Raw genomic sequence first — 22,389 nt, 5'->3', positions numbered from 1 at the left:
GTGACTACTTGCGGTCGAAGGAGGCGAAGTAGCCGGCGGCCATGTCCTCGTCTCCGTGTCCGGCTTCGGACGCGCGGGCGAAGCGGGCTCGTCCGGCTTCGACGGCGTCCATCCGCACACCGGCGCGAGCCGCGGCTTCCAGCACCAGCCGAGCGTCCTTCTCGGCGTTGTCGACCGAGAACGCGGTGGTGTAGTCGTTCTTGAGGATCGCGGACGATTTCGCCTGGAAGTAGCCATTGTCCATCGGGCCGCCGGTGACGACGTCGACGAAGTGCCGCGGGTCGACACCGAGTCCTTCGGCCAGCGCCAGCGCCTCGCCGACGCCGTGGGTCAGCGCGATCACCCAGGTGTTCAGCACCAGTTTGAGCCTGCTCGCCGCGCCCGAGCGGCCGTCTTCGCCGACCCACAGCGTGCGCTTGCCGATCGCGTCGAACAGCGGCTGGACGGTCTCGCGCGCCTCGGCCGTGCCCGCCGCGAGCACGATCAGCTGGCCTTGTTCGGCGGGCTGGCGGGTGCCCTGCACCGGAGCGTCGACGAAGACGAGACCCTGCTCGTCGGCGTACGCGGCCAGTTCGTCGACCGCGTCGCCGACGGTGCCGAGCTGCACCCAGATCGTGCCGGCGGCGGGGCCGGCCGCGCGGATCGCCTCCAGCACCGCCGGGCCGTCGGTGAGGACCGTGATCACGACCGACGCGCCCTCGGCGGCGTCCGCGGCACTCGCGGCGACCTGGACTCCGTCCCCGGAGAGTGCTTCGGCCTTGGCCGCGGTGCGGTTCCAGGCCCGGACCGCGAACCCGGCCTTGCTCAGGTTCCGGGCGACCGGGGCGCCGATGATTCCGGTGCCGAGCACCGCGACGGTCTCCGTCATGACTGGTTTTCACTCCTCGAGGTAGTGGAATGGTCGTTAAATAACGAGAACGGCGGAAAACCGCGCGAGCGCGGGGTTCTGTCACGAAACCTGGAACATCACAACGCCTGGATGGTGGTTTCGACTACTTGGGTGAGCGCCTGCCGGTCCGCGGTCTTTCCCAGCACTCGCAGGCCGTACATCGCGGCGAGGGTGAACTGCGCCAGCGCCCGCGGATCCCGGCCCATGCCGATCTCGCCCTCCTGCCGCGCGGCGGCGAACTCGGCGTGGAACGCGTTCTCCACCCGCTCGAAGTTGTGACGGACGCGGGCGGTGACCTCGTCGTCGATCCCGCCGAGTTCGAGGGCGGCGTTGGCGGCGAGACAGCCGCGATGTCCGGCCGAGGAGTCCAGCTCGTCGTCGACAACGTCCATCAGGACGCGTCTGATCCGCGCGCGGATGGTCCCCGGCGCGGCCAGCATCTCCTCGACCCGGGTGGCGGACGTCTCCTCGTAGCGGCGCAGCGCCTCGCTGAACAGCTGCTGCTTGCCGGAAAACGTGTTGTACAGGCTTCCCCGCCCCAGGCCGGTGCCGTCGACGAGGTCCTGCGCCGACGTGGCCGCGTACCCCTTGCGCCAGAACGTACCGACCGCGGCGTCGAGCACCTCGGTGGTATCGAATCCCTTGGGACGGGGCATGGCGCCAGCATCCCACGTTCTGTAACGACCAGTCAAATACCGGTCGGTCAGTGCTCCGACAGCAGGGAGCCGAAGCCGCGCACACGGTCGGCGATGCCGTTCTGGCACAGGGCATGCCAGTACAGGGCGACGTTGTTCGAAAGGACCGGTTTGCCGAGCCAGAATCCGGCGGCCCGCCGGGCCGGCTCGGATCCTCGACGACGTCAGCGGCCGAGCAAGCGACGGATCTCGGTGACGGCCGCTCGCCCCGCCCGGTTCGCGCCGACGGTGCTGGCGGACGGGCCGTAGCCGACCAGATGCAGCCGCGGCTCGGCGACGACCCTGGTGCCGTCCATCCGGATCCCGCCGCCCGGCGCGCGCAGGCGCAACGGCGCGAGATGGTCGATCGCGGCACGGAATCCAGTGGCCCACAGGATGATGTCGGCGGGTTCGAAGGTGCCGTCCGCCCACTCCACCCCGTCCGGCGTGATCCGCTGGAACATCGGACGCCGGTCGAGGATGCCCGCGTCGATCCCCGCGCGTACCTCGGGCGTCACCGCCAGATCGGTCACGCTCACGACGCTTTTCGGCGGCAGGCCCTCCCGGACCCGCCGGTCGACCTTGGCGACGGCCTCCCGGCCCCAGTCCTCGCTGAACGGCTCGTCGCGCCAGACCGGCGGATGCCGCGTCACCCAGCGCGTCGAGCGAGTGAAGGGCGCCATCTCCAGCAGCAGCTGGACGGCCGACGCGCCACCGCCGACCACGACGACGCGTTTGCCGCGGAAGTCGCCGACGCCGGTGTAGTCCGCGGTGTGCAGCTGGCGGCCGCGGAAGGTCTCCTGCCCCGGGTAGTACGGCCAGAACGGGCGGTCCCAGGTGCCGGTCGCGTTGATCACCGCACGCGCGGCCCAGCTTTCGGCCGCGCTCGCGACCACCAGCCGATCGTCCTCGGCGCTCACCGACAGGACGTCGACGGGCCGATGGACCGGAAGGTCGTAGGTGCGCTCGAAACGGCCGAAGTATTCGGCGACGGCCTCGGCCGCGGGCTGTTTCGGATCCGGGGTGCCGAAGGACATACCCGGAAGGTCGTGGACGCCGTGGACCTTCTCCATCACCAGCGAAGGCCAGCGGTACTGCCAGGCGCCGCCGGGTCGTTTGCCGTGGTCGAGCACGACGAAACCACCGCCCGAGGCACTCTTTCCCGCCGAGGGCGCATTTGCGCTGGCGTTGGCGAATCCCGCGCGGCGCAGGTGATACGCCGCCGACAGACCGGCCTGACCGGCCCCGACCACCACCACGTCGACTTCGTGATCCGCCTTCATACCGGGTTCAACGGTGGCGGGCCCCGGCTATTTCCTTCTGTGTCACTGTGTCCGATGCGTCACAGCCCGCACGATCGCGACGATCAGGAGCACCCCGGCGAGGACCACCAGCACCGGTGCCGCGCGTTTGACCACGGATTCGCCCACGTACTCCATCAGGTCGATGGCTTCGCCCTCCGTCACCGGCTTGACCGCTTGCAACGGCGGGCGCTCCCGGGGTTTCTCGGGCTCGGGTGTGCCGAGTTTGCCGGACAGGCATTCCGCGAACGAGTCGAGGATCTTGCCGCCGACCTCGGAGATCATCCCGCGCCCGAACTGCGCGGGTTTACCGGTGACGGCCAGCTCGGTGGCGACCGCGCCATGGGTGACGCCGTCCTTCTCGGTCAGGGTGAGCGTCACCGTCGCCGACGCCGTGCCCGCCCCGCGGGCGTCCTTTCCGGCGGCCTTGATGACCACCTTCTTCGCGTCGGCGTCCTTCTCGACGAACTGACCGGTTCCCTTGTAGAGCAGGGAGATCGGCCCGAGCTTGACCTTCACCGTGCCTTTGAAGGCGTCCCCGTCGACTTCGGTGAGGGTGGCGCCGGGCATGCACGGCGCCACCCGTTCCGGGTCGATGACGGCCTTCCAGACCTCGTCGACCGGGGCGGGAACGGTGAATTCGTGGTCGAGCCGCACGGGCCGACCTCCCTTCTCTTGTCAGGCGCCTGCCGCGGCGAGAACCGCCCGTCCGGTCAGCACCCTGGCGAGGTGCTGCCGGTATTCGACATCGGAATTGCCGTCGGCCGTGGGGTTCGTACCCTCGGCCGCGCGTTCGGCCGCGCCGCGGATCGCCTCGGCGGTGGCCGCGCAGCCGACCAGTGCCTCCTCGACCCCGGCCGCCCGCACCGGTGTCGAGCCCATGTTGGTCAGCGCGACCCGCGCCTCCTCGATGGTGCCCGCTTCGGTGCGGACGCAGGCCGCGACCGCGACCATCGACCACGCCTGGGCGACCCGGTTGAACTTCTCGTAGTGGGCGCGCCAGCCGGTGTGCTTGGGCACGCGGACCTCGATCAGAAGCTCGTCCGCGGCGAGGGCGGTGGTGAACATGTCCTGGAAGAAGTCCGCCGCGTCGACCGTCCGCCGTCCGCCCGGCCCGGCGACGACGAGTTCGCAGCCGAGCGCGAGTACGGGGGCGAGCAGGTCACCGGCGGGATCGGCGTGCGCGATGGCGCCACCGAACGTGCCTCGATGGCGGATCTGCGGATCGGCGACCGTGTCGGTGGCGGCCTTGAGCAACGCGGCGTGCTCGGCGACCAGCGCGTCCCGCTGGACGTCGTAATGCGTGGTCATCGAGCCGATGACCAGCGCGTCACCGTCGTCGCGGACACCGCGCAGTTCGGCGACCTTCCCGAGGTCCACCAACGTGGTCGGTGTGGCGAGCCGCATCCGCAGCACCGGAAGCAGGCTTTGCCCGCCCGCCAGCACTTTGGCGTCCTCACCCGCTTCGGCGAGCGCACTGATCGCTTCGTCCACTGTGGACGGAGCGACGTAGTCGAACGGGGCCGGGATCACTGGGCACCTCCGGTGGCGTCGATCGAACCGAGACCGCCACCGGCTTCGGAGCCCAGCCCGCCCTCGGCGGCCGACCGGTGCTGGATGGCGTGCCAGACCCGCATCGGGGTCAACGGCATTTCGATGTCGTTCACCCCGAAGTGCCGGACGGCGTCGACCACGGCGTTGACCACCGCCGGGGTCGAGGCGATCGTGCCCGCCTCGCCGACTCCCTTGGCGCCCAGCGGGTTCGTCGTCGACGGCGTCTCGGTGCGGTCGGTGGTGAAGCTGGGCAGGTCCGCCGCCGACGGGAGCAGGTAGTCGGCGAACGTCCCGGTGGTCAGCGTGCCGCCTTCGTCGTGGACGGCCTCCTCGAACAACGCCTGCGCGATGCCCTGCGCGAGCCCGCCGTGCACCTGGCCTTCGACGATCAGCGGATTGACGGCCACGCCGACGTCGTCGACGCAGACATAGGAGCGCAACCGCACACGCCCGGTTTCGGTGTCGACCTCGGCCGCGCACAGATGCGTGCCGTGCGGGAAGGAGAAGTTCTCCGGATCGAACGTGTCCGACGAATCCAGCGAGGGTTCGACGCCGTCCGGCAGGTTGTGCGCCGAGAACACGGCCCACGCGATGTCCTGGATGGACGTCGAGGAATCCGTGCCCTTGACCGAGAACTTGCCCGCCGAGAATTCGAGGTCGTCCTCGGCGCACTCCATCAGATGTGCCGCGATCGGCTTGGCCTTGGCGAGCACCTTGTCCGCCGCGTTGACCACGGCGATGCCGCCGACCACCAGCGACCGCGAGCCGTAGGTGTCCATCCCCTTGTGCGAGGACTGGGTGTCGCCGTGGATGACCTCGATGTCCTCGAACGGGATGCCGAGTTTGTCGGCGACGATCTGGCTCCACGCCGTCTCGTGGCCCTGGCCGTGCGCGGAGGCGCCGGTGATGACCTCGATCTTGCCGGTCGGCAGCACCCGGATCTCCGCGTGCTCCCAGCCGCCTGCCGCGTAGTCCAGCGAACCGAGCACCCGTGACGGCGCGAGACCGCACATCTCGGTGAACGTCGAGATGCCGATGCCGAGCTGGACCGGGTCGCCCGATTCCCGCCGCTCCTTCTGTTCGCGGCGAAGGCCGTCGTAGTCGAAGAGCTGCTTGGCCTTGGCGGTCGCGGCCTCGTAGTTGCCCGAGTCGTAGGTCAGCCCGGCCACCGTGGTGAACGGGAATTCCTCGTGCTTGATCCAGTTCTTCTCGCGGATCTCCAGCGGGTCCATGCCCAGCTCGACGGCGAGTTCGTCCATCATCCGCTCGATGCCGAACGTGGCCTCCGGCCGACCGGCGCCGCGATACGCGTCGGTGAGCGTGGTGTTGGTGAACACGTTGGTGCAGGAGAAGTGGTACGCCGGGAACTTGTAGATGGCGTTGAACATGAACGCGCCGAGGATCGGCACGCCGGGGCCGACGAGGCCGAGGTACGCGCCCATGTCGGCGAGCAGTTCGACCTTGAGGCCGGTCACCGTGCCGTCGCGGTTCGCGGTGATGGTGAGATCCTGGATCTGGTCGCGGCCGTGGTGCGCGGCGACCATCGTCTCCGACCGGGACTCGGTCCACTTGACCGGTTTGCCGAGCCGCTTGGCGATGAGTGTCGACATCATCTCCTCGGGCAGCACGGCGATCTTGCCGCCGAACCCGCCGCCGACGTCGGGCGCGATCACCCGCACCTTGTGCTCGGGCAGGCCGAGCGTGGCCGCGGTCATCGTCTTGAGGATGTGCGGGACCTGGGTGGCCGACCACATGACCAGCTGGCTGCCCGTCGGGTCGACGACGCACGCCCGCGGTTCCATGAACGCCGGCACCAGCCGCTGCTGGCGGAAGCGCCGTTTGAGCACGACCTCGGAATTCGAGATCGCGTCCTCGACGCTGGAGCCGGTGCCCGCGTCTGCGGAGTCGAAGACCCAGACCGCGTTCTGGTTGGTGCCGAGGTCCTCGTGCACCAGCGGCGCACCCTCGGCGAGCGCGTTCTCGAGCCCGAGCACGACCGGCAGTTCGTCGTACTCGACGTCGATCGACTCGAGCGCGTCGTGCGCTTCGGCCGACGTCCGGGCGACGACCACCGCGACACCCTCACCGGCGAAGTTCACCGTGTCCGAAGCGAGGATGGGCCGCCTCGGCGACTTCATGTCCGGGGTGATCGGCCACGCGCACGGCATGCCGATGGCGCTCTCCGGGTCGAGGTCCTTCCCGGTGAACACCGCGACCACACCCGGCGCTGCCTTCGCCTCGGTGACGTCGATCGAGACGATCTTGGCGTGCGCGAACGGGCTGCGGAGCACCGCGAGATGCAGCATGCCGGGCAGGGTCAGGTTGTCGGTCCAGCGGGTCCTGCCGGTGATGAGGCGCTCGTCCTCCTTGCGGCGACGGGACTTGCCGACCTCCGGTTCGATCGTGGAGGTCATCACTCACCACCCGCGCCGACACGGGAAGCGGTGTCCGAGGCGAGCCGCTCGGCCTCGGGACCGGCACCGGGCCGCATCTGGTGGGCGGCGTCGCGGACCGCGCGGACGATGTTCTGATAGCCCGTGCACCGGCACAAGTTGCCTTCGAGACCTTCCCGGACGGCCTTCTCGTCCGGATCGGGATTGTCGGCGAGCAGGTCGATCGACTGCATGATCATGCCGGGCGTGCAGAAACCGCACTGGAGCGCGTGATTCTCGTGGAAGGCCTTCTGCACCGGATGCAGTTCGCCGTCGCGGGCGAGTCCCTCGATCGTGGTGACCTCGCAGCCGTCGGCCTGTACCGCGAGTACCGAACAGGATTTCACGCTGTGCCCGTCGAGGTGGACGGTGCAGGCCCCGCAGTTGCTGGTGTCGCAACCGACCACGGTGCCTACCTTCCCGACCCGTTCGCGCAGATGGTGCACGAGCAGGGTCCGGGGCTCGACGTCGTCTGTGTAGGTGGTTCCGTCGACGGTGACGGTAATGCGCATCAGGCCTCCAAAAGCAAGAGAAACCCCGCGCTGGTCCGGGGTCGTTCGGGAGCGGCCGGTCATTCGGTTGTCACGGACCGACCCCGGGGCGACCGTGATCGGACTCACAGTCGAGCGTGCTACTCAGGGCCGGTCAGGGCAACCCCCACCAGGGGGTGACTCCTCGGCGGTGGCGCAGATGCGTTCAAAAGGGAGGAATGTCGGCGCAGAAGCGGAGATACGGCCACTGTCCATTCGGTACAGGCTTTCGCAGCGGCGAGAGCCTTCCTCACCATTCCGGAGGCCAGACGGCGTTCGCCCCGGTGACCACGGTGGCGACCCGGTCGCCGGGGATGTCGTGCACGGTCAGCGCGGCCAGGCCGGCGGCCCCCGCGGGTTCCGGCAGGACGCCGAGGATTTCCGCGCCCAGCCGCATGGCCGCGCGCAGATCGTCGTCCTCGACCAGCACGAAGTCGTCCACGAGCGAGCGCAGGCGCCGGATGGATTCGGGTTCCGGGGTACGGATCGAGATGCCACCGGCGAACGAGTTCACCCGGTCGACGGTGACCGGCTCACCGGCCCGCCAGCTCGTCGCCATGGCTCGCGCCGACGTGGTCCCGACGCCGACAACTCGAATGTCCGGCGTGTGCGCCTTGAGCCAGAGCGCGACGCCGGCGATCAGCGCGCCGTCGCCGACCGGCAGCACGACCGTGTCGATCCCGCCCGCTTCCGCCAGTTCCAAGCCGATCGTGCCCGCCCCTTCGGAGATCGCCGGCTCACGGCCGTCGACCACGAAGACGCGGTCCGGGGCTTCGGCGGCGAAGATGGCCGCGGCGACCTTCGCCTCGCCGTCGACCCGGCGCACCCGCGCGCCCAAGGTCTTCATCCGCCGCAGTTTGACCGGGGAGATGTCGGCGGGGACGAACACCTCGGCCCGCAGACCGTGTTTGCGGGCGGCGTACGCGACGGCCTGCCCGAAGTTGCCGCTGGTGCCGCACACCATCGTGGTGCCCGGCTCCAGCCCGGCCGCGAAGTAGTCCGCGCCCCGGCCTTTGAAGCTGCGCAACGGATTCAGCGTCTCGATCTTCACCAGCACGTTTCTGCCGAGCCGATCGTTCAGCTGTTCGTCGCTGTACTGCGGGGAATTCAGGAAAACGGGATCGATCACCTTCGCCGCCTCGGCGACGTTGTCCAGCTTCAGGTCCATGACGCTCAAGCTAGGCCGGGAGCCGATCATGGCGATTGTAAATTTTCCCGCCCGCGTGCAAAAATCTTGCGTGCCTCTCGACGAGATCGACCACCTGCTGCTCGACCTCGTCCAGGCCGACGCGGCCCGTCCCCTGCACGACCTGGGTGATGCCGTCGGCCTCTCCCCCAGCGCGGTCCAGCGACGGCTGACCCGGCTGCGCGCCACGGGCGTGATCCGCGCCGAGGTCGCCGTGCTCGATCCGGACGAGCTCGGCGCGGGGATGACGTCGGTCGTCCTGGTCGCGCTGACCGACGACGACGAAAAGCACCACACGGCCTTCCGCAAGCGGATGCTGGCCGAACGTCGCGTCCAGCACTGCTACAGCATCGTCGGGCAGTGGGACTACGTCGTCGTCCTGCTCAGCCCGGACCTCAAGGCGAGCCGGTACCTGTCCAGGAAGCTGTTCGACCAGCACGTCAAACGGTTCGAGACGCTGCCCGCCTTCGAGGTGGTCAAGTCGAGCCAGTCGGTGCCGGTGCCCGGCGTCAGCCGTGGATCCGGCCGCTGAGTTCGGCGAGCCGCGAGCCCGAACCGCTCCACCGCAGCGCGATGATCTCCGCCGCGATCGACACCGCGGTCTCCTCGGGGGTCCGCGCGCCGAGGTCGAGGCCGATCGGCGAGGACAGCCGTTCGAGTTCCGCCTCGGTGACCCCGGCCTCGCGCAGCCGCGCGAACCGGTCGTCGTGGGTCTTGCGCGAACCCATCGCGCCGACGTAGCCGACGTCGAGGCGCAACGCGACCTCCAGCAACGGCACGTCGAACTTCGGGTCGTGGGTGAGCACGGCGATCGCGGTCCGGCCGTCGATCCGGCCCGCGTCGGCTTCGGCCTTGAGATAGCGATGCGGCCAGTCGACGACGACCTCGTGCGCGTCGGGGAACCGGCTCTTCGTCGCGAACACGGGCCGCGCGTCGCAGACCGTGACCTGGTAGCCGAGGTACGCGCCCATCTTCGCCATCGCGGCGGCGAAGTCGATCGCGCCGAAGACCAGCAGGCGCGCGGGCGGTTCGAAGGAGTTGACGAAGACCGTCATCCCTTCGCCGCGGCGCTGCCCGTCCGGCCCGTAGCGCAGGGTTCCGGTGCGGCCGCCGGCGAGCATGCCGCGCGCGTCGTCGACGACGGCGTCGTCCATCCGCGACGAACCGAGCGAACCGGCGACCCGGTCCGGCCAGACGATCAGATGCTCGCCGACCAGGCCCTCCCGTTCGTGCTCGGTCACCGTGACCACGGCGACCGGCTGTCCACTGTGGACCGATTCGACGACATCGCCGAGCTCCGGCATCGAGTCGCGGTCGATGTGCTGGACGTAGATGTCGATGATCCCGCCGCAGGTCAGCCCGACGGCGAACGCGTCGTCGTCGCTGACGCCGTAGCGCTGCAGCACGGGCGCGCGGTCGGCGACCACCTGCTGCGCGAGTTCGTAGACGGCGCCTTCGACGCAGCCGCCGGAGACACTGCCGGTGACCGTGCCGTCCGGGGCCACGAGCATCGCCGCCCCCGGGCTCCGCGGCGCCGACGAGAACGTCGCCACCACGGTGCCGACTCCCACCGTCTCGCCTGCCGCCCAGCGGCGGTGCAGTTCGTCCAGTACGTCACGCATCGGCGATCTCCACCAGCAGTCGTTCCAATGTGGCCAAGCTGTGCCCGGCGAGCAGCCGATCGAGGTACGGGAGCGCGGCCACGATGCCGGACTGCACGGGAGCGTAACCCGCCCGCCCCGCGTGCGGATTCACCCAGAATACGACGTGCGCGAGCCGCCGCAGCCTGGCGAGCTGCTCGCCGAGCAGGCCGGGGTCGCCCCGTTCCCAGCCGTCCGAGAACACGGTGACCACGGATCGCCTGGCCACGCCGCGTTGTCCCCAGCGGTCGAGGAACGCCCGCAGGGTCTCGCCGAGCCTGGTCCCGCCCGCGAAATCGGGGACCGCGGCGGCCGCGGCGAGCATGGCGTGCTCGGGATCGCGCAACCGGAGCTGGCGGGAGACCCTGGTGAGCCGGGTGCCCAGGGTGAACACCTCGACCCGGCTCGGAGAGCGCCGCGTCACGACGTGCGCGAACCGCAACAGGGAGTCGGCGTACGGCCCCATCGAGCCGGAGACGTCGATCAGGAAGACGACGCGGCGTGGTTTGACGCCCTTCCGCCGGAACGCCAGGCGCACGGGCTCGCCGCCGCCTGCCAGCATCGCCCGGAGCGTGCGCGACGGATCGAGAGTGCCCCGCCGGGCGGCGCGACGGCGGGGCGACGACCGCAGCGGGAGAGCCGGGCGCAGTTTCGCGAGCAGTTCCCGCAGGTGAGCGCGTTCGGCGACGCTCAGTTCGGCGAGGTCGCGATGGCGCAGGATCTCTTCGTCACTCGCGGCCACGCGGAGTTCGTCGGGGTCGGCGCCGGACTCGCCCTGTCCCGGCGCCTGCACGAGCGTGGCGATCCTGGCCCGCTTCGGGGCCGCTTCCCGGCCTCGCCGTCGTGGTCCGGCTTCCTTTTCGGTGAACCAGCCGTCGAACGCGGCGTCGTAGCGCGGGAGGTCGTCGGGGTCGGCGCACAAAGTCAGCCGTCCGGCCCAGTAGAGCTGCTCGGGATCGGCGAGGTCGATCGCGTCGACGGCCCCGAGGTACGCCTGCACTCGGTGTGCGTCGCACGGCAAACCAGCTTCGCGCAATGCCTCCGCGAAGCCGACGAAGCCCGCCAGTGGGTCGCTCACTCCTCCATTGTGCGCGCAATTCGGCACCTGGTTGCGGTACTTGCGCGTGCAAGTACCGCAACCAGGTGCCGAATTGCGAGGTCAGCGGCAGGCGAAGACCGGGGTTTTCTCGCGCAGGGGGCCGATGCCGCCCATGAAGGCCGCGAGTGCGGTGAGCTGCGGGAAACGGTCCGAAATCCGGAGGGGCAGGGGGATGGTCCGCTCGTTCAGCGTCCCGTCGAGGGCGGGCTCGATGAGCATCTTGTGCTCCCCCAGTTGCTGCATCTGGATGAGGGTGACGGCGAAGTTCCGGCGGCGCTGCACCCGGCCAAGGTCCCGCGCGGTCAGCGTGCCGCGCAACAGCGGGGTGGCGAGGATCCTCGCGGCCGCCACGGCGTCCTGTATCGCGACGTTGACGCCCATCCCGCCGGCGGGCGACATCGCGTGCGCGGCGTCGCCGATGCAGAGCACCCGCTCGGAGTACCAGTGCGGAAGCTTCGACATCCGGACCTTCAGCAGTTTGACGTCGTCCCAATCGCGGATCTCGGCGAGCTCGCGCTCTCCCCAGCCGAACAGGCCACCGATCCGTTCGCGGAACTTCTCGATGCCCTCGGCACGCAGCGCCTCGTCCTGTCCCTTCCTGATCAGGTATGACGTCTGGTAGTAATCGCCGCGGTCCATCGTCATCCCGGCGAGGCCGTTCGCGAAACAACCGAACACCTCGGCCGCCTCACCCGTCTCCTCGAATTTGGGCACGCGGACCCACCACACGTCCATCGGCACGTCGTATTCCTGCGGCACGAGCCCCGCTTCCGCGCGCACCAGGGAATCCCGGCCGTCGCAGCCGACCACGAGCGTCGCGGCCAAGTCCCGTTCCACGCCCTCGGAATCGCGGTAACGCACCCCGCCGCCCTCGCGCAGGCCGGTCACCTCCGCCCCCATCCGGAGGGTGAACGTCGGTTCGACGGCGGCCGCTTCGGCGAGCAGGTTCAGGAAATCCCATTGCGGGACCATGGCGATGTACTTGTGCGGCCCGGGAACGCGGCTGAAATCGGCGGCGACGATCGTCGTGTCGCCGAACACCATCCTCATCTTCTCGAGCCGTTTCGACGGCAGTTCCGCGAACCGCTCGCCGAGGCCGAGTTCGTCGAGCAGCATCAGCGTCGGCGGATGCACCGTGTCGCCGCGGAAATCGCGGAAGAAATCCTTGTGCTTTTCGAGAACGGTGACCTCGACCCCGGCTCGCGCCAACAGGAGTCCGAGCACCATCCCCGCCGGACCGCCCCCCACCACACAACACTGCGTACGTTCCATAATCGAGTTTTAGCCTGCCTCGTGGACCATTACCACGTATTCGGCTGCGAAGGGGACCTAGGTCCCAAGGCCCGCGATGAGGACACCGACCATTTTGCGCGCGTTGTAGCGCGGATCGCTTTCGGCGCCGATGCAGAGGTTCCCGACGCCGCGCATGACTTCGAGCGCCTGCAGATCGGAGCGGATCTCGCCCGCTTCCGCGGCGGCGTCGAGCAAGCGGGCGCACACCGGCAAGAGAGTGTCGAGGAAGTAGGCGTGCAGCGTCTCGAATCCGGTGTTGTCGGACTGCAGGACCGCCGCCAGGCCGTGTTTGGTGACCAGGAAATCGACGAAGAGGTCGATCCAGCGCCGCAACGCCTCGTACGGGGAATCGCTCGACGCCAGCAGTTCCGGCCCGGCTTCGGCGCACGCGTCGACCTGGTGCCGGTAGACGGCGATGATGAGGTCGGCCCTGGTCGGGAAGTGCCGGTAGATCGTGCCCATCCCGACGCCCGCCTTGGCCGCGATGTCGCGGACCGGCGCCTCGACACCCGAGGTGACGAAGACGGCGGCGGCCGCGTCGAGCAACGTCTTCTCGTTGCGCCGGGCATCCGCGCGTTTGGCCTTGGTGCCTTCTTGAGCCATCACGCCACTCCTCCACCGCCGAGCCGGGGTTGCCATACGGAACACTGCTCCGTATGGTTAGCGGAGCAAGGTTCCGCTTGCTCATCTTGCCATGGAGGCCATCGTCATGCAGTACCGCACCTTGGGCAGGACCGGTGTGCAGGTCAGCACCCTCGCGCTGGGCGCGATGAACTTCGGTGCGATCGGGCGCACCACCCAGGACGAGGCCACCGCCCTCGTCGACGCCGCGCTGGCGGCCGGGATCAACCTCATCGACACCGCCGACATGTACAGCGACGGCGAGTCGGAGAAGATGGTCGGGAAGGCCATCGCGGGCCGCCGCGAAGACGTCGTGCTGGCCACGAAGGCGAGCATGCCGATGGGCGACGAGCGCAACCATCAGGGCGCTTCACGCCGCTGGCTGGTCACCGAACTGGACAACAGCCTGCGCCGCCTCGATGTCGACCACGTCGATCTCTACCAGATCCACCGCTGGGATCCGAAGACCGGCGACGAGGAAACGCTCTCGGCGCTGACCGATCTGCAGCGCGCGGGGAAGATCCGCTACTTCGGTTCGTCGACGTTCCCGGCGTACCGCATCGTGCAGGCCCAGTGGGCCGCCCGCGAACACCGGCTGAGCCGGTACGTCACCGAGCAGCCGAGCTATTCGATACTGCAGCGCGGGATCGAAACCCATGTGCTGCCCGTGACCGAGGAATACGGGATGGGTGTGCTGGCGTGGAGCCCGCTGGCGTCCGGCTGGCTGTCCGGCGCCGTCCGGGAAGGCCGCGAGATCAGCACGAACCGTTCCGCGGTGCTGCCGCAGCGTTTCGATCTGACCCGGCCCGGCAACCGGGCCCGGCTGGAAGCCGTCGAGCGGCTGGCCAAGGTCGCCGACCAGGCCGGTTTGAGCCTCATCCAGCTCGCGCTCGGCTTCGTCGTCGCGCATCCGGGCGTGACGAGCGCGATCATCGGGCCCCGCACACTGGAGCACCTGGAGTCTCAGCTCGCCGCCGCGGACACGGTGCTTTCCGCCGACGTCCTCGACGCGATCGACGAGATCGTCGCCCCAGGCACCGATCTCGCCCCGGAGGAAAAGCACGACACCCCGCCTTCCCTGCTCGACGCTTCGCTGCGGCGCCGCTGACGCTCAGGCGAGCAGGTTGTCCAGCTTGGCCCGGACACGGGCGAGGTCTTCGCTGTACTTGAGCACCGAGCCGAGCGTCCGCGCGGCGGCCGCGGCGTCCAATTCGGACATTCCGAGGGCGAGGAGCGCCTGAGCCCAGTCGAGGGATTCCGCCACGCCGGGCGGCTTCAGCAACTCCATCGCCCGGAGCCGCTGTACCGCCGTCGCGACCTGCGCGGCGAGCGCTTCGCCGAGGCCCGGGATCTTGCGACGCAGGATCTCGATCTCACGGCCGAGGTCCGGATGTTCGAGCCAGTGATAGAGGCAGCGGCGCTTCAGCGCGTCGTGCACCTCCCGCGTCCGGTTGGAGGTGAGCACCACGAGCGGCGGATGTTCGGCACGCACCTCGCCGAACTCGGGGATCGTCACCGCGTTCTCGTCGAGGAGTTGCAGCAGGAAGGCTTCGAACTCGTCGTCCGCCCGGTCGATCTCGTCGACCAGCAGCACACACGGCGCGGTCTGCAGTGCCTTCAGCAGCGGCCGGGCGAGCAGGAAACGTTCGGTGTAGAGCGACTGTTCGGCGGCCTCGACGTCGAGGCCGCCGTCACCGGAGGCTTCCAGTGCCCGCAAATGCAGCAGCTGGCGGGGAAAGTCCCATTCGTACAGCGCCTGCGCCGCGTCGATCCCCTCGTGACACTGGAGCCGGATGAGCGGTATGCCGAGCGCTTCGGCCAGCCCCAAGGCGAGCGAGGTCTTGCCGGTACCCGGTTCGCCCTCGCAGAACAGCGGGCGGCCGAGTGCCACGGCGAGGAATCCGGCCGTGGCGACGCCGTCGTCGGCGAGATAGCCGACCGATTCGAGGGCTTCGGCCAGTTTCTCGGGCGATTCGACGGTCACTTGCCGATCGTAAGCCTCGGCGGGCCGGAGATCAGCCTGGAAGATCCTCGCGGTGCGGCCCCGACGCTGGCCGAAGTCACCCGCTAACGCCGTCTCGACGGTGTCGCGAAAGCCACTTTCAGGACGCCAGGTGTCGCGAAAGTGGCTTTCGCGACACCGTCGAAATCGGCGCCTGGCCGAGAACGTGAACTCGCCGCGCCGCTACCCGGTTCAGCCTGGAAGATCCTCGCGGCGGTCCACGTCGTGGCCGGTGCCGAGGTCGCCGCATTCGACGAGCCGCAGGTCCTGGCGTCCCTTCAGCCACTCTCGGGCGCCCTTGTCCCCGGAAGCACTCGCGATAATCTCCGGCCACCAGCGGCGGCCGAGCACGACAGGATGACCGGGAACGCCTTCGTAGGCGGCACGCGCGACGGTGTCCTCGCCGGCCCCGGCGGCGACCCGGCGGACCACTTCGGCGCCGACCCCGGGCAGATCCACGAGATGCACGACAGCGGCTTCGGCGTCGGTTTCGGTGAGCGCGCTCAGGCCCGCCCGCAGTGACGCGCCCATTCCGGACTCCCAGTCCTCGGCCACAACGGCGGCTTCGGGAGCGGGCAGGAGCGCGCGGACTTCCGCGGCCGAGGCACCCAGCACCACCCGGACCGGCGCGCAGCCCGCGTCGGTGAGCACCCGCAGCGCCCGGACGACGAACGGCTCGCCGTCGAGGACGGCCAGCGCCTTCGGCCCGCCGAAGCGGCGCCCGGCGCCGGCCGCGAGCAGCAGCCCTGCGGGCTCAGTGTCTGATGGTGAACCCGCGTCCGCGATCGCGTCGGCAGGGCGAGGCCTGGTCTGACCCCTCACCTTCGCCGACAAGGGCGCCCCGCCACCGCGATAGCGGGGCCTTCGGCCGGGCGGGTTCACGCGGTGGGTCCGTTTCCCGAGTTCATCCTCAGCTCCGCCGAATAGGCTCAACCATGCCGGGCTTTGGTCGGCGGCGCCGACGCCAGATCGGTCTCGATGGCGCGCGCCGCCGCGAGCAGGGGCGGCAGCAGTTCCTGTTCGACAGACTCGCGTGTAGTGCGGCTGGCGTGAGTGGAGAGGTTGACCGCGGCCACGGCCTTGCCGTTCCGGTCACGGATCGGCGCGGCGATCGAGCGGAGGCCCTCTTCGAGTTCCTGGTCGACCATCGCGTAGCCCTGCTCGTGGACCCTGATCAGTTCGGCGAGCAGTTCCTCCGGCCGGCTTTTGGTGCGCGCGGTGAGCTTGTCGAGCCTCGCCCCGGCGAGGTAGTTCCGCAGGTCGGCGTCCTCGAGGCCGGCCAGCAGTACGTGTCCCATCGAGGTCGCGTGAGCCGGGAAGCGGGTGCCGACGTTGATGCTCACGGTCATGATCCGCGAAACGGCTACGCGTGCGACGTAGACGATGTCCATGCCTTCGAGCACGGAGACCGAACTCGACTCGTGTACCTCGGAGGAGAGCCGTTCCAGATGCGGCTGGGCGACCTCCGGCAGCGACAGGCTCGACAGATACGAGTAGCCGAGTTCGAGGACCCGCGCGGTCAGCGAGAAGTACTTGCCGTCGGTGCGCACGTACCCGAGGTCGACGAGGGTGAGCAGGAACCGGCGGGCGGCCGCCCTGGTCAGCCCGGTGGACCGGGCGACGTCGCTCAGCGTGAGTTCCGCCGCGTCCGCGTTGAACGCCTTGATCACCGCCAGCCCGCGCTCGAGCGACTGGACATGATGCGCTCCGCGCTCGGTGACCTCGCCTTCGTCCATATGAGAACCCTAAGGCGTGTCTGGTAAGTCTGTTCGATGGGCTTCGTGATCCAGGTGGTTCCTGGCGGCGCGGGCGGATCGCCCTCGTACCGGGTCGTACTCGGGCGCATCCGCCCCGTGCCGTCAGGGGCCGCCTGGGCACGGAGACCGCGAACAGACTTGCCGGACACGCCTTAGCCGCCACCTTCTTCCTGGGCGGCAGGCTCACCGAGTTCGGCCAGTACCCGCTGGGCGACGGCGAACGCGGTGTTGGCGGCCGGGGCGCCCGTGTAGACGGCGGTGTGGAGCAGGACCTCGGAGATCTCCTGCGCGGTGAGTCCATTGTGGACAGCGGCGCGGACGTGCATCGCGAGCTCGTCGTGGGCGTGCAGCGCGGTGAGCGCGGCCAGGGTGACGCAGCTGCGGGTCTTGCGGTCGAGCCCGTCACGCGACCAGACCGATCCCCAGGCACCCTTGGTGATGTAGTCCTGGAACGGGCGGCTGAACTCGGTGGTGCGGGCGACCGCCCGATCGACGTGCGCGTCTCCGAGGACTTCGCGGCGCACCTTCATGCCGTTCTCGTAGCTGTCGTCGGTCATCGGGCGGCCTCCAGGTGTTCGAGGATCAACGCGGTGAACCGCTCCGGCTGTTCGAAACTCCCCAGATGCGCGGCGCCTTCGACGACCTCCAGCCGCGCGTCCGGGATGCCGTCCGCGATCACCTCGGCGTGCTCGACCGGGGTGGCCGGATCCTCGGCCCCGGCGATGACCAGGGTCCGCGCCGCGATCTTGGGCAGTTCGTCGACGAGGTCCATCCGTTCGATGGCCTCACAGGACGCCGCGTACCCCTCGGCGGGAACGCCCGCGATCATCTCGCGCAGGTATTCAGCCTGCTCCGGGTGGGCGGCGGCGTGACCGGCGGTCAGCCAGCGGCCGACCCCGGCCTCGGCGATCGCGGCGGTGCCGTTCTCCCGGACCGTCTTCGCCCTGTCCGCCCACATGCTCGGCGGCCCGAGCTTCGCGGACGTGCAACACAGTACGAGGCTCCGGATCCGGTCCGGCGCGTTCACGCCCAGCCATATCCCGGTCATCCCGCCGAGTGAGAGGCCGACGACGTGGGCGCGCTCGACATCGTGCTCGTTGAGCAGTGCGAGCAGATCACCGCCGAGATCCGCGAGTGTGTACGGCCCCGGCGGGACCGGGGAGGCTCCGTGCCCGCGGGTGTCGAACCGGATCACCCGGAAACCCTGCTCCACCAAGGGTTTCACCTGCGGGTCCCACATGCGGTGGTCGCTGCCGAGTGATCCGCTGAACACCACGACAGGGCCGTCCGCGGGCCCTTCCGCGACGCTGTGCACTTTCACCGAACTGTGCACTTTCACCGGCTCAGACATCGAAGAACACCGTCTCCCCCTCGCCCTGCAACCGGATGTCGAACCGGTAGCCGTCGCCGGCCCTGGTGGCGACCAAGGTGCTCTGGCGGGCTTCCGGGACGGAGGCCAGCACCGGATCCCCGGAGTTGTCGTTGTCCTCGAAGTAGATCCGGGTGACCACCCGGTGCAGGAGTCCTCGTGCGAGCACCGAGACGTCGATGTGCGGCGCCTGCGTGCTGCCCGCCGGACCGGGCAGCGGACCGGGCATGATCGTCCGGATCTCGTAGTTGCCATCAGGATCGGTGGGACAGCGGCCGAAGCCCCGGAACCCGCTCGCGACCGCTCCGCGCGGGTCGTCGGGGTGGTCGAACCGGCCGTCGGCGTCGGCCTGCCACGTCTCGATCATCGCGTCCGGGACCGGTTCGCCCGCACCGTCGAGGACACGGCCGTGGACGCGGATCGCGGCCGGTTCGTCTGCGGGGACGACGTCCGGCCCGTCCGGCCAGGGCAGGCCGATGGACAGGTACGGGCCGACGGTCTGGGAAGGCGTCGTCTCCGGCATCAGTGCTCGTCCTCCTCGTCTTCGAAGACCGAAGCCTCGCGGCCGCGCACGACGATGTCGAACTGGAAGGCCAGTGCCCACTCGGCTTCCGTGCGGTCGAGGTCGAACCGGGCGATCATCCGCTGCCGCGCCTTCTCGTCCGGGATGGAGTTGAAGATCGGATCCTGCGAGAACAGCGGGTCTTCCGGGAAGTACATCTGGGTGACCAGCCGCTGGGTGAACGCGGTGCCGAACACGGAGAAGTGGATGTGCGCCGGCCGCCAGGCGTTGTCGTGGTTCTTCCACGGGTACGCGCCCGGTTTGATGGTGGTGAAGGTGTAGCGCCCTTCGGAGTCGGTGAGCGTCCGGCCCGCGCCGTCGAAGTTCGGGTCGAGCGGCGACGGCCAGCGGTCGCCGGTGTGCCGGTACCGGCCGCCCGCGTTCGCCTGCCAGATCTCCACGAGCGAATCCCGGATCGGCCGTCCGTCACCGTCGAGCAGCCGCCCGGTGACGATGATGCGCTGACCCTGCGGCTCCCCCGCGTGGCCCTTGGTGAGGTCGTTGTCGAACTCGCCGATCCGCCCAGGCCCCAGCGCCGGCCCGGTGACCTCGGTCAGCAGATGCGGGAGCACGATCAGCGGTTGCTTGGGGTGCCGCAACGCCGTCGACCGGTAACCGGCGTAGTCGAGCGGCGGATGCGTGCCCTCCGGATCGCGCCGGTAGCGCGGGAGCCTCAGTTCTGCGGGTGCGGACATAGCTGTTCCCTCCAGCGCGGGTCAGTGGATCACTGGGCTTCGAGGACGACGGCCAGCCCCTGGCCGACGCCGATGCAGATGGCCGCCAGCCCCCACCGGCCACCGGTGCGACGCAGGTGATGGGCCAGGGTGCCGAGGATGCGGCCGCCAGAGGCGCCCAGCGGATGCCCGATCGCGATCGCGCCGCCGTTCACGTTGACGATCTCCGGGTCGAGCTTCGACCAGTCCCGCAGGCAGGCCAGCGACTGCGCGGCGAAGGCCTCGTTCAGTTCGACGGCCGCCAGGTCTTCCCAGCCGATCCCGGCCCGTTCCAGTGCGATCTCGGCCGCGCGCACCGGGCCGATGCCGAAGACGTCGGGGTCGACGCCCGCCGCGCCACGGCCGGCGATCCGGGCCAGCGGCGCCTTGCCGAGCCGTTTCCCGGCCGCCTCGTCACCGAGCAGCAGCGCGGAGGCGCCGTCGTTCAACGGCGACGCGTTCGCGGCCGTGACCGTCCCTTGTGGACGGAAGACGGGCTTGAGCTTGGCGAGCTTCTCCGGGCTGGACTCCGGCCGGATGCCTTCGTCGCGAGTGAGTTCGACACCCTCGACGGGGACGACGTGGTCGTCGTAGAACCCCTCGTCCCAGGCGCGGGCGGCGTTGACGTGACTGCGGACGGCGAACGCGTCCTGCTCGTCGCGGCCGATGCCGTAGCGCTCGGCGAGCTGTTCGGTGGACTCGCCGAGCGACACCGTCCACTGTTCGGGCATCTTCGGGTTGACCATGCGCCAGCCCAGCGCGGTGGAGTACAGCGTCTGATTGCCCGCCGGGAAGGCTTTCTCCGGCTTCTGCATGACCAGCGGCGAACGGCTCATCGATTCCACCCCGCCGGCGACGGCGAGTGAGGCGTCGCCGACCTGGACCGACCGGCTGGCCTGCATGACCGCGTCGAGGCCGGAGCCGCACAACCGGTTGACCGTGGCACCCGGCACCGTGGTCGGCCAGCCTGCCAGCAGCGCCGCCATCCGCGCGACGTTGCGGTTGTCCTCACCGGCGCCGTTGGCGTCGCCGAGCACGACCTCGTCGACGGTGGCCGGGTCGAGGTCGTTGCGTTCGGCCAGCGCCCGCAGCACGGTGGCGGCGAGGTCGTCCGGGCGGACCCCGGACAGGGCGCCGCCGTATTTGCCAAACGGGGTACGGATGGCGTCGAACAGGAAGACGTCGGTCATGCGCTCGCCCTTGTGAGGTCTCGGAGTATGCGGAGTTCTGCCTCGGTCGGCGCCGGGGTGGTCGCCAGGTCGCCGGACACCTTCAGTTTCCACCCGGTCGCTTCGACGACCTGATCGACCTCGACGCCGGGGTGCAGTTCGGTGAGGGTGAGCTCGGCGGTCGCCGGGTCGGGCCGCAGCAGGCCGAGGTCGGTGACCACCAGCGTCGGCCCGGCGCCGGGGAGGCCGAGGCGCTCGCGGTCGCCCTTGCCGGTGCCGTGGCCGAACGAGGTCACGAAGTCGACCTTCTCGACGAAGGTGCGGGTGCTCTGCCTGAGCACCACGAACACCTCGCGGCAGGAGGCGGCGATCTCCGGCGCGCCGCCCGCTCCTGGCAGGCGCACCTTGGGGTTGGCGTAGTCGGGGCCGATCACGGTGGTGTTGATGTTGCCGAACTTGTCCAGCTGGGCGGCGCCGAGGAAGCCGACGTCGATCCGGCCGGGCTGGAGCCAGTAGTTGAAGACCTCGGGGACGCTGACCACGGCGTCCGCGGTGTCGGCGAGTTCGCCGTCGCCGATGGACAGCGGGAGCCTGGTCGGTTTGGCGCCGAGGCAGCCGGATTCGTAGATCAGCGTGAGGTTCGGCGCGTGCCCGCGGCGGGCGAGGTTGGCGGCCGTACTGGGCAGGCCGATGCCCACGAAACAGGACGTCCCGTCGCCGAGGGCGCGAGCGGCGGCGACGCTCATCATCTCGTCGGAGGTGTACTCGGTCATGCCTTCACTCCCGTCAGCTCGTCGAGCCAGCGGGTGAAGCTCTCCCTGTCCCGGCCGATCTCGTCCCATGCCTGGTAGGCGTCGTTGTCCCGTTCGTAGTACCCCGCCGCGTACGACGGCTTCGCGCCGCCGGGAACCTCGGCGACGGCGGTGACCGCCCACGACGGCAGCACGATCGCGCCCGGCCGGGGTTCCAGCTCGTCCACGATCTCCTCGACGGTGACCAGCGAACGCTTCGCCGCGAGCACCGCCTCCTTCTGTACGCCCGTGATACCCCAGATCTGGACGTTGCCGGAGCTGTCGGCCCGCTGTGCGTGCACGATCGTGACGTCCGGGTTGAGCGCGGGGACGGCGGCGAGCCGCTCACCGGTGAACGGGCAGGTGATGGGCTTGATCGTGTCGGTCTGCGCGGGGAGATCGGTGCCGGTGTAGCCGCGCAGGACCGCGAACGGCAGGCCCGAGGCGCCGGCGACGTAGCGATTCGCCATGCCGGCGTGACTGTGTTCCTCTATTTCCAGTGGCACGGGCCAGGCGTGCTGGACCGCGTCACGGAAGCGGTGCAGCGAGCCGACACCGGGATTACCGCCCCACGAGAAGATCAGCTTGCTCGCGCAGCCCGCGCCGATGAGCTGGTCGTAGACGATGTCGGGGGTCATCCGCACCAGCGTCAGGCCGGTGCGGCGCTGACGGATGATCTCGTGGCCTGCGGCGACCGGGATGAGGTGCGTGAAGCCCTCGAGCGCGACAGTGTCCCCGTCGCGCACCAGCCGCGCCACGGCATCCTTCAACGACAGCAGCTCCGCCATCCCCACTCCCGGCTTGTTC

24 protein-coding genes are annotated in these 22,389 nt (G+C 69.7%); 2 read left to right on the top strand and 22 right to left on the bottom strand.

The features are described 5' to 3' along the window. Positions 1-4: 4 nt before the first annotated feature. The 8 genes from ACLJO0_RS20525 to ACLJO0_RS20490 all read right to left on the bottom strand — a co-directional run bounded on the left by ACLJO0_RS20525 (position 5) and on the right by ACLJO0_RS20490 (position 8,548). Positions 5-868 (bottom strand): NAD(P)-dependent oxidoreductase, encoded by an 864-nt coding sequence (locus ACLJO0_RS20525; RefSeq protein WP_410580080.1) that lies wholly within the window; start codon positions 866-868, stop codon positions 5-7. Positions 869-966: 98 nt separating this feature from the next. Beyond that, positions 967-1,545, bottom strand: coding sequence for a TetR/AcrR family transcriptional regulator (locus ACLJO0_RS20520; protein WP_410580079.1), 579 nt, complete (start codon positions 1,543-1,545; stop codon positions 967-969). 203 nt (positions 1,546-1,748) lie between these two features. Further along, on the bottom strand, positions 1,749-2,846 hold the full coding sequence (locus tag ACLJO0_RS20515) for an NAD(P)-binding domain-containing protein (protein WP_410580078.1): 1,098 nt from the start codon (positions 2,844-2,846) through the stop codon (positions 1,749-1,751). Positions 2,847-2,888: 42 nt separating this feature from the next. Further along, complete coding sequence (locus ACLJO0_RS20510) at positions 2,889-3,521, bottom strand: SRPBCC family protein (protein WP_410580077.1); 633 nt, start codon at positions 3,519-3,521, stop codon at positions 2,889-2,891. Between the two features lie 21 nt (positions 3,522-3,542). Next, on the bottom strand, positions 3,543-4,397 hold the full coding sequence (locus ACLJO0_RS20505; RefSeq protein ID WP_410580076.1) for an FAD binding domain-containing protein: 855 nt from the start codon (positions 4,395-4,397) through the stop codon (positions 3,543-3,545). Then, entirely contained in the window at positions 4,394-6,832 is a 2,439-nt protein-coding gene (locus ACLJO0_RS20500; protein WP_410580075.1) for a xanthine dehydrogenase family protein molybdopterin-binding subunit, read from the bottom strand. The genes ACLJO0_RS20505 and ACLJO0_RS20500 overlap by 4 nt, the downstream gene beginning before the upstream one ends. Next, positions 6,832-7,362, bottom strand: coding sequence for a (2Fe-2S)-binding protein (locus tag ACLJO0_RS20495; protein ID WP_125786585.1), 531 nt, complete (start codon positions 7,360-7,362; stop codon positions 6,832-6,834). Before ACLJO0_RS20495 ends, ACLJO0_RS20500 begins: the two co-directional genes overlap by 1 nt. A gap of 268 nt (positions 7,363-7,630) precedes the next feature. Continuing rightward, positions 7,631-8,548 carry a threonine/serine dehydratase gene (locus ACLJO0_RS20490; protein WP_410580074.1) on the bottom strand — a complete coding sequence of 306 codons (918 nt, stop codon included), beginning with the start codon at positions 8,546-8,548 and terminating at the stop codon, positions 7,631-7,633. Positions 8,549-8,618: 70 nt separating this feature from the next. Between ACLJO0_RS20490 and ACLJO0_RS20485 the strand changes: the two genes are divergently transcribed. Then, on the top strand, positions 8,619-9,098 hold the full coding sequence (locus tag ACLJO0_RS20485; RefSeq protein WP_410580073.1) for an Lrp/AsnC family transcriptional regulator: 480 nt from the start codon (positions 8,619-8,621) through the stop codon (positions 9,096-9,098). Here the strand turns inward: ACLJO0_RS20485 and ACLJO0_RS20480 are convergent. The 4 genes from ACLJO0_RS20480 to ACLJO0_RS20465 all read right to left on the bottom strand — a co-directional run bounded on the left by ACLJO0_RS20480 (position 9,076) and on the right by ACLJO0_RS20465 (position 13,201). Beyond that, positions 9,076-10,188: an XdhC family protein gene (locus tag ACLJO0_RS20480; protein WP_410580072.1), complete on the bottom strand. Its 1,113-nt coding sequence runs from the start codon at positions 10,186-10,188 to the stop codon at positions 9,076-9,078. The genes ACLJO0_RS20485 and ACLJO0_RS20480 overlap by 23 nt on opposite strands. Continuing rightward, positions 10,181-11,284 (bottom strand): vWA domain-containing protein, encoded by a 1,104-nt coding sequence (locus ACLJO0_RS20475; RefSeq protein ID WP_410580071.1) that lies wholly within the window; start codon positions 11,282-11,284, stop codon positions 10,181-10,183. The genes ACLJO0_RS20480 and ACLJO0_RS20475 overlap by 8 nt, the downstream gene beginning before the upstream one ends. An 81-nt stretch (positions 11,285-11,365) precedes the next feature. Further along, positions 11,366-12,577 (bottom strand): FAD-dependent oxidoreductase, encoded by a 1,212-nt coding sequence (locus tag ACLJO0_RS20470; RefSeq protein WP_410580070.1) that lies wholly within the window; start codon positions 12,575-12,577, stop codon positions 11,366-11,368. 57 nt (positions 12,578-12,634) lie between these two features. Then, a complete protein-coding gene (locus ACLJO0_RS20465) occupies positions 12,635-13,201 on the bottom strand; it encodes a TetR/AcrR family transcriptional regulator (protein ID WP_410580069.1) in 567 nt (188 codons plus the stop codon). Positions 13,202-13,307: 106 nt separating this feature from the next. Here ACLJO0_RS20465 and ACLJO0_RS20460 point away from each other — a divergent pair, with 106 nt between their 5' ends. Then, a complete protein-coding gene (locus ACLJO0_RS20460; RefSeq protein ID WP_410580323.1) occupies positions 13,308-14,327 on the top strand; it encodes an aldo/keto reductase in 1,020 nt (339 codons plus the stop codon). A 3-nt stretch (positions 14,328-14,330) separates the two neighbouring features. Here the strand turns inward: ACLJO0_RS20460 and ACLJO0_RS20455 are convergent, their stop codons facing one another. The 10 genes from ACLJO0_RS20455 to ACLJO0_RS20410 all read right to left on the bottom strand — a co-directional run bounded on the left by ACLJO0_RS20455 (position 14,331) and on the right by ACLJO0_RS20410 (position 22,370). Further along, positions 14,331-15,203 (bottom strand): AAA family ATPase, encoded by an 873-nt coding sequence (locus ACLJO0_RS20455; RefSeq protein WP_125792650.1) that lies wholly within the window; start codon positions 15,201-15,203, stop codon positions 14,331-14,333. A gap of 210 nt (positions 15,204-15,413) precedes the next feature. Beyond that, on the bottom strand, positions 15,414-16,007 hold the full coding sequence (locus tag ACLJO0_RS20450) for an NTP transferase domain-containing protein (RefSeq protein ID WP_410580322.1): 594 nt from the start codon (positions 16,005-16,007) through the stop codon (positions 15,414-15,416). 143 nt (positions 16,008-16,150) lie between these two features. Then, positions 16,151-16,957: an IclR family transcriptional regulator C-terminal domain-containing protein gene (locus ACLJO0_RS20445; RefSeq protein ID WP_410580068.1), complete on the bottom strand. Its 807-nt coding sequence runs from the start codon at positions 16,955-16,957 to the stop codon at positions 16,151-16,153. A 173-nt stretch (positions 16,958-17,130) separates the two neighbouring features. Further along, the gene (gene pcaC, locus ACLJO0_RS20440) at positions 17,131-17,535 is read right to left on the bottom strand and encodes a 4-carboxymuconolactone decarboxylase (protein ID WP_410580067.1); all 405 of its coding nucleotides are present in this window, start codon (positions 17,533-17,535) and stop codon (positions 17,131-17,133) included. Next, a complete protein-coding gene (gene pcaD / locus ACLJO0_RS20435) occupies positions 17,532-18,329 on the bottom strand; it encodes a 3-oxoadipate enol-lactonase (RefSeq protein WP_410580066.1) in 798 nt (265 codons plus the stop codon). Before pcaD ends, pcaC begins: the two co-directional genes overlap by 4 nt. Beyond that, entirely contained in the window at positions 18,322-18,870 is a 549-nt protein-coding gene (gene pcaG, locus ACLJO0_RS20430) for a protocatechuate 3,4-dioxygenase subunit alpha (protein ID WP_410580065.1), read from the bottom strand. The genes pcaD and pcaG overlap by 8 nt, the downstream gene beginning before the upstream one ends. Then, the gene (gene pcaH, locus ACLJO0_RS20425; RefSeq protein ID WP_410580064.1) at positions 18,870-19,604 is read right to left on the bottom strand and encodes a protocatechuate 3,4-dioxygenase subunit beta; all 735 of its coding nucleotides are present in this window, start codon (positions 19,602-19,604) and stop codon (positions 18,870-18,872) included. Before pcaH ends, pcaG begins: the two co-directional genes overlap by 1 nt. Before the next feature lie 29 nt (positions 19,605-19,633). Further along, positions 19,634-20,812, bottom strand: coding sequence for a thiolase family protein (locus ACLJO0_RS20420; protein WP_410580063.1), 1,179 nt, complete (start codon positions 20,810-20,812; stop codon positions 19,634-19,636). After that, positions 20,809-21,564 carry a CoA-transferase subunit beta gene (locus ACLJO0_RS20415; protein ID WP_410580062.1) on the bottom strand — a complete coding sequence of 252 codons (756 nt, stop codon included), beginning with the start codon at positions 21,562-21,564 and terminating at the stop codon, positions 20,809-20,811. The genes ACLJO0_RS20420 and ACLJO0_RS20415 overlap by 4 nt, the downstream gene beginning before the upstream one ends. After that, entirely contained in the window at positions 21,561-22,370 is an 810-nt protein-coding gene (locus ACLJO0_RS20410) for a CoA transferase subunit A (protein WP_410580061.1), read from the bottom strand. The genes ACLJO0_RS20415 and ACLJO0_RS20410 overlap by 4 nt, the downstream gene beginning before the upstream one ends. Positions 22,371-22,389 lie beyond the last annotated feature (19 nt).

It is taken from the genome of Amycolatopsis sp. lyj-108, assembly GCF_046549005.1.
Taxonomy (GTDB): domain Bacteria; phylum Actinomycetota; class Actinomycetes; order Mycobacteriales; family Pseudonocardiaceae; genus Amycolatopsis.
Note: the sequence above shows the minus strand (reverse complement) of the source record. Positions and strands in the feature narration are given on the sequence as shown.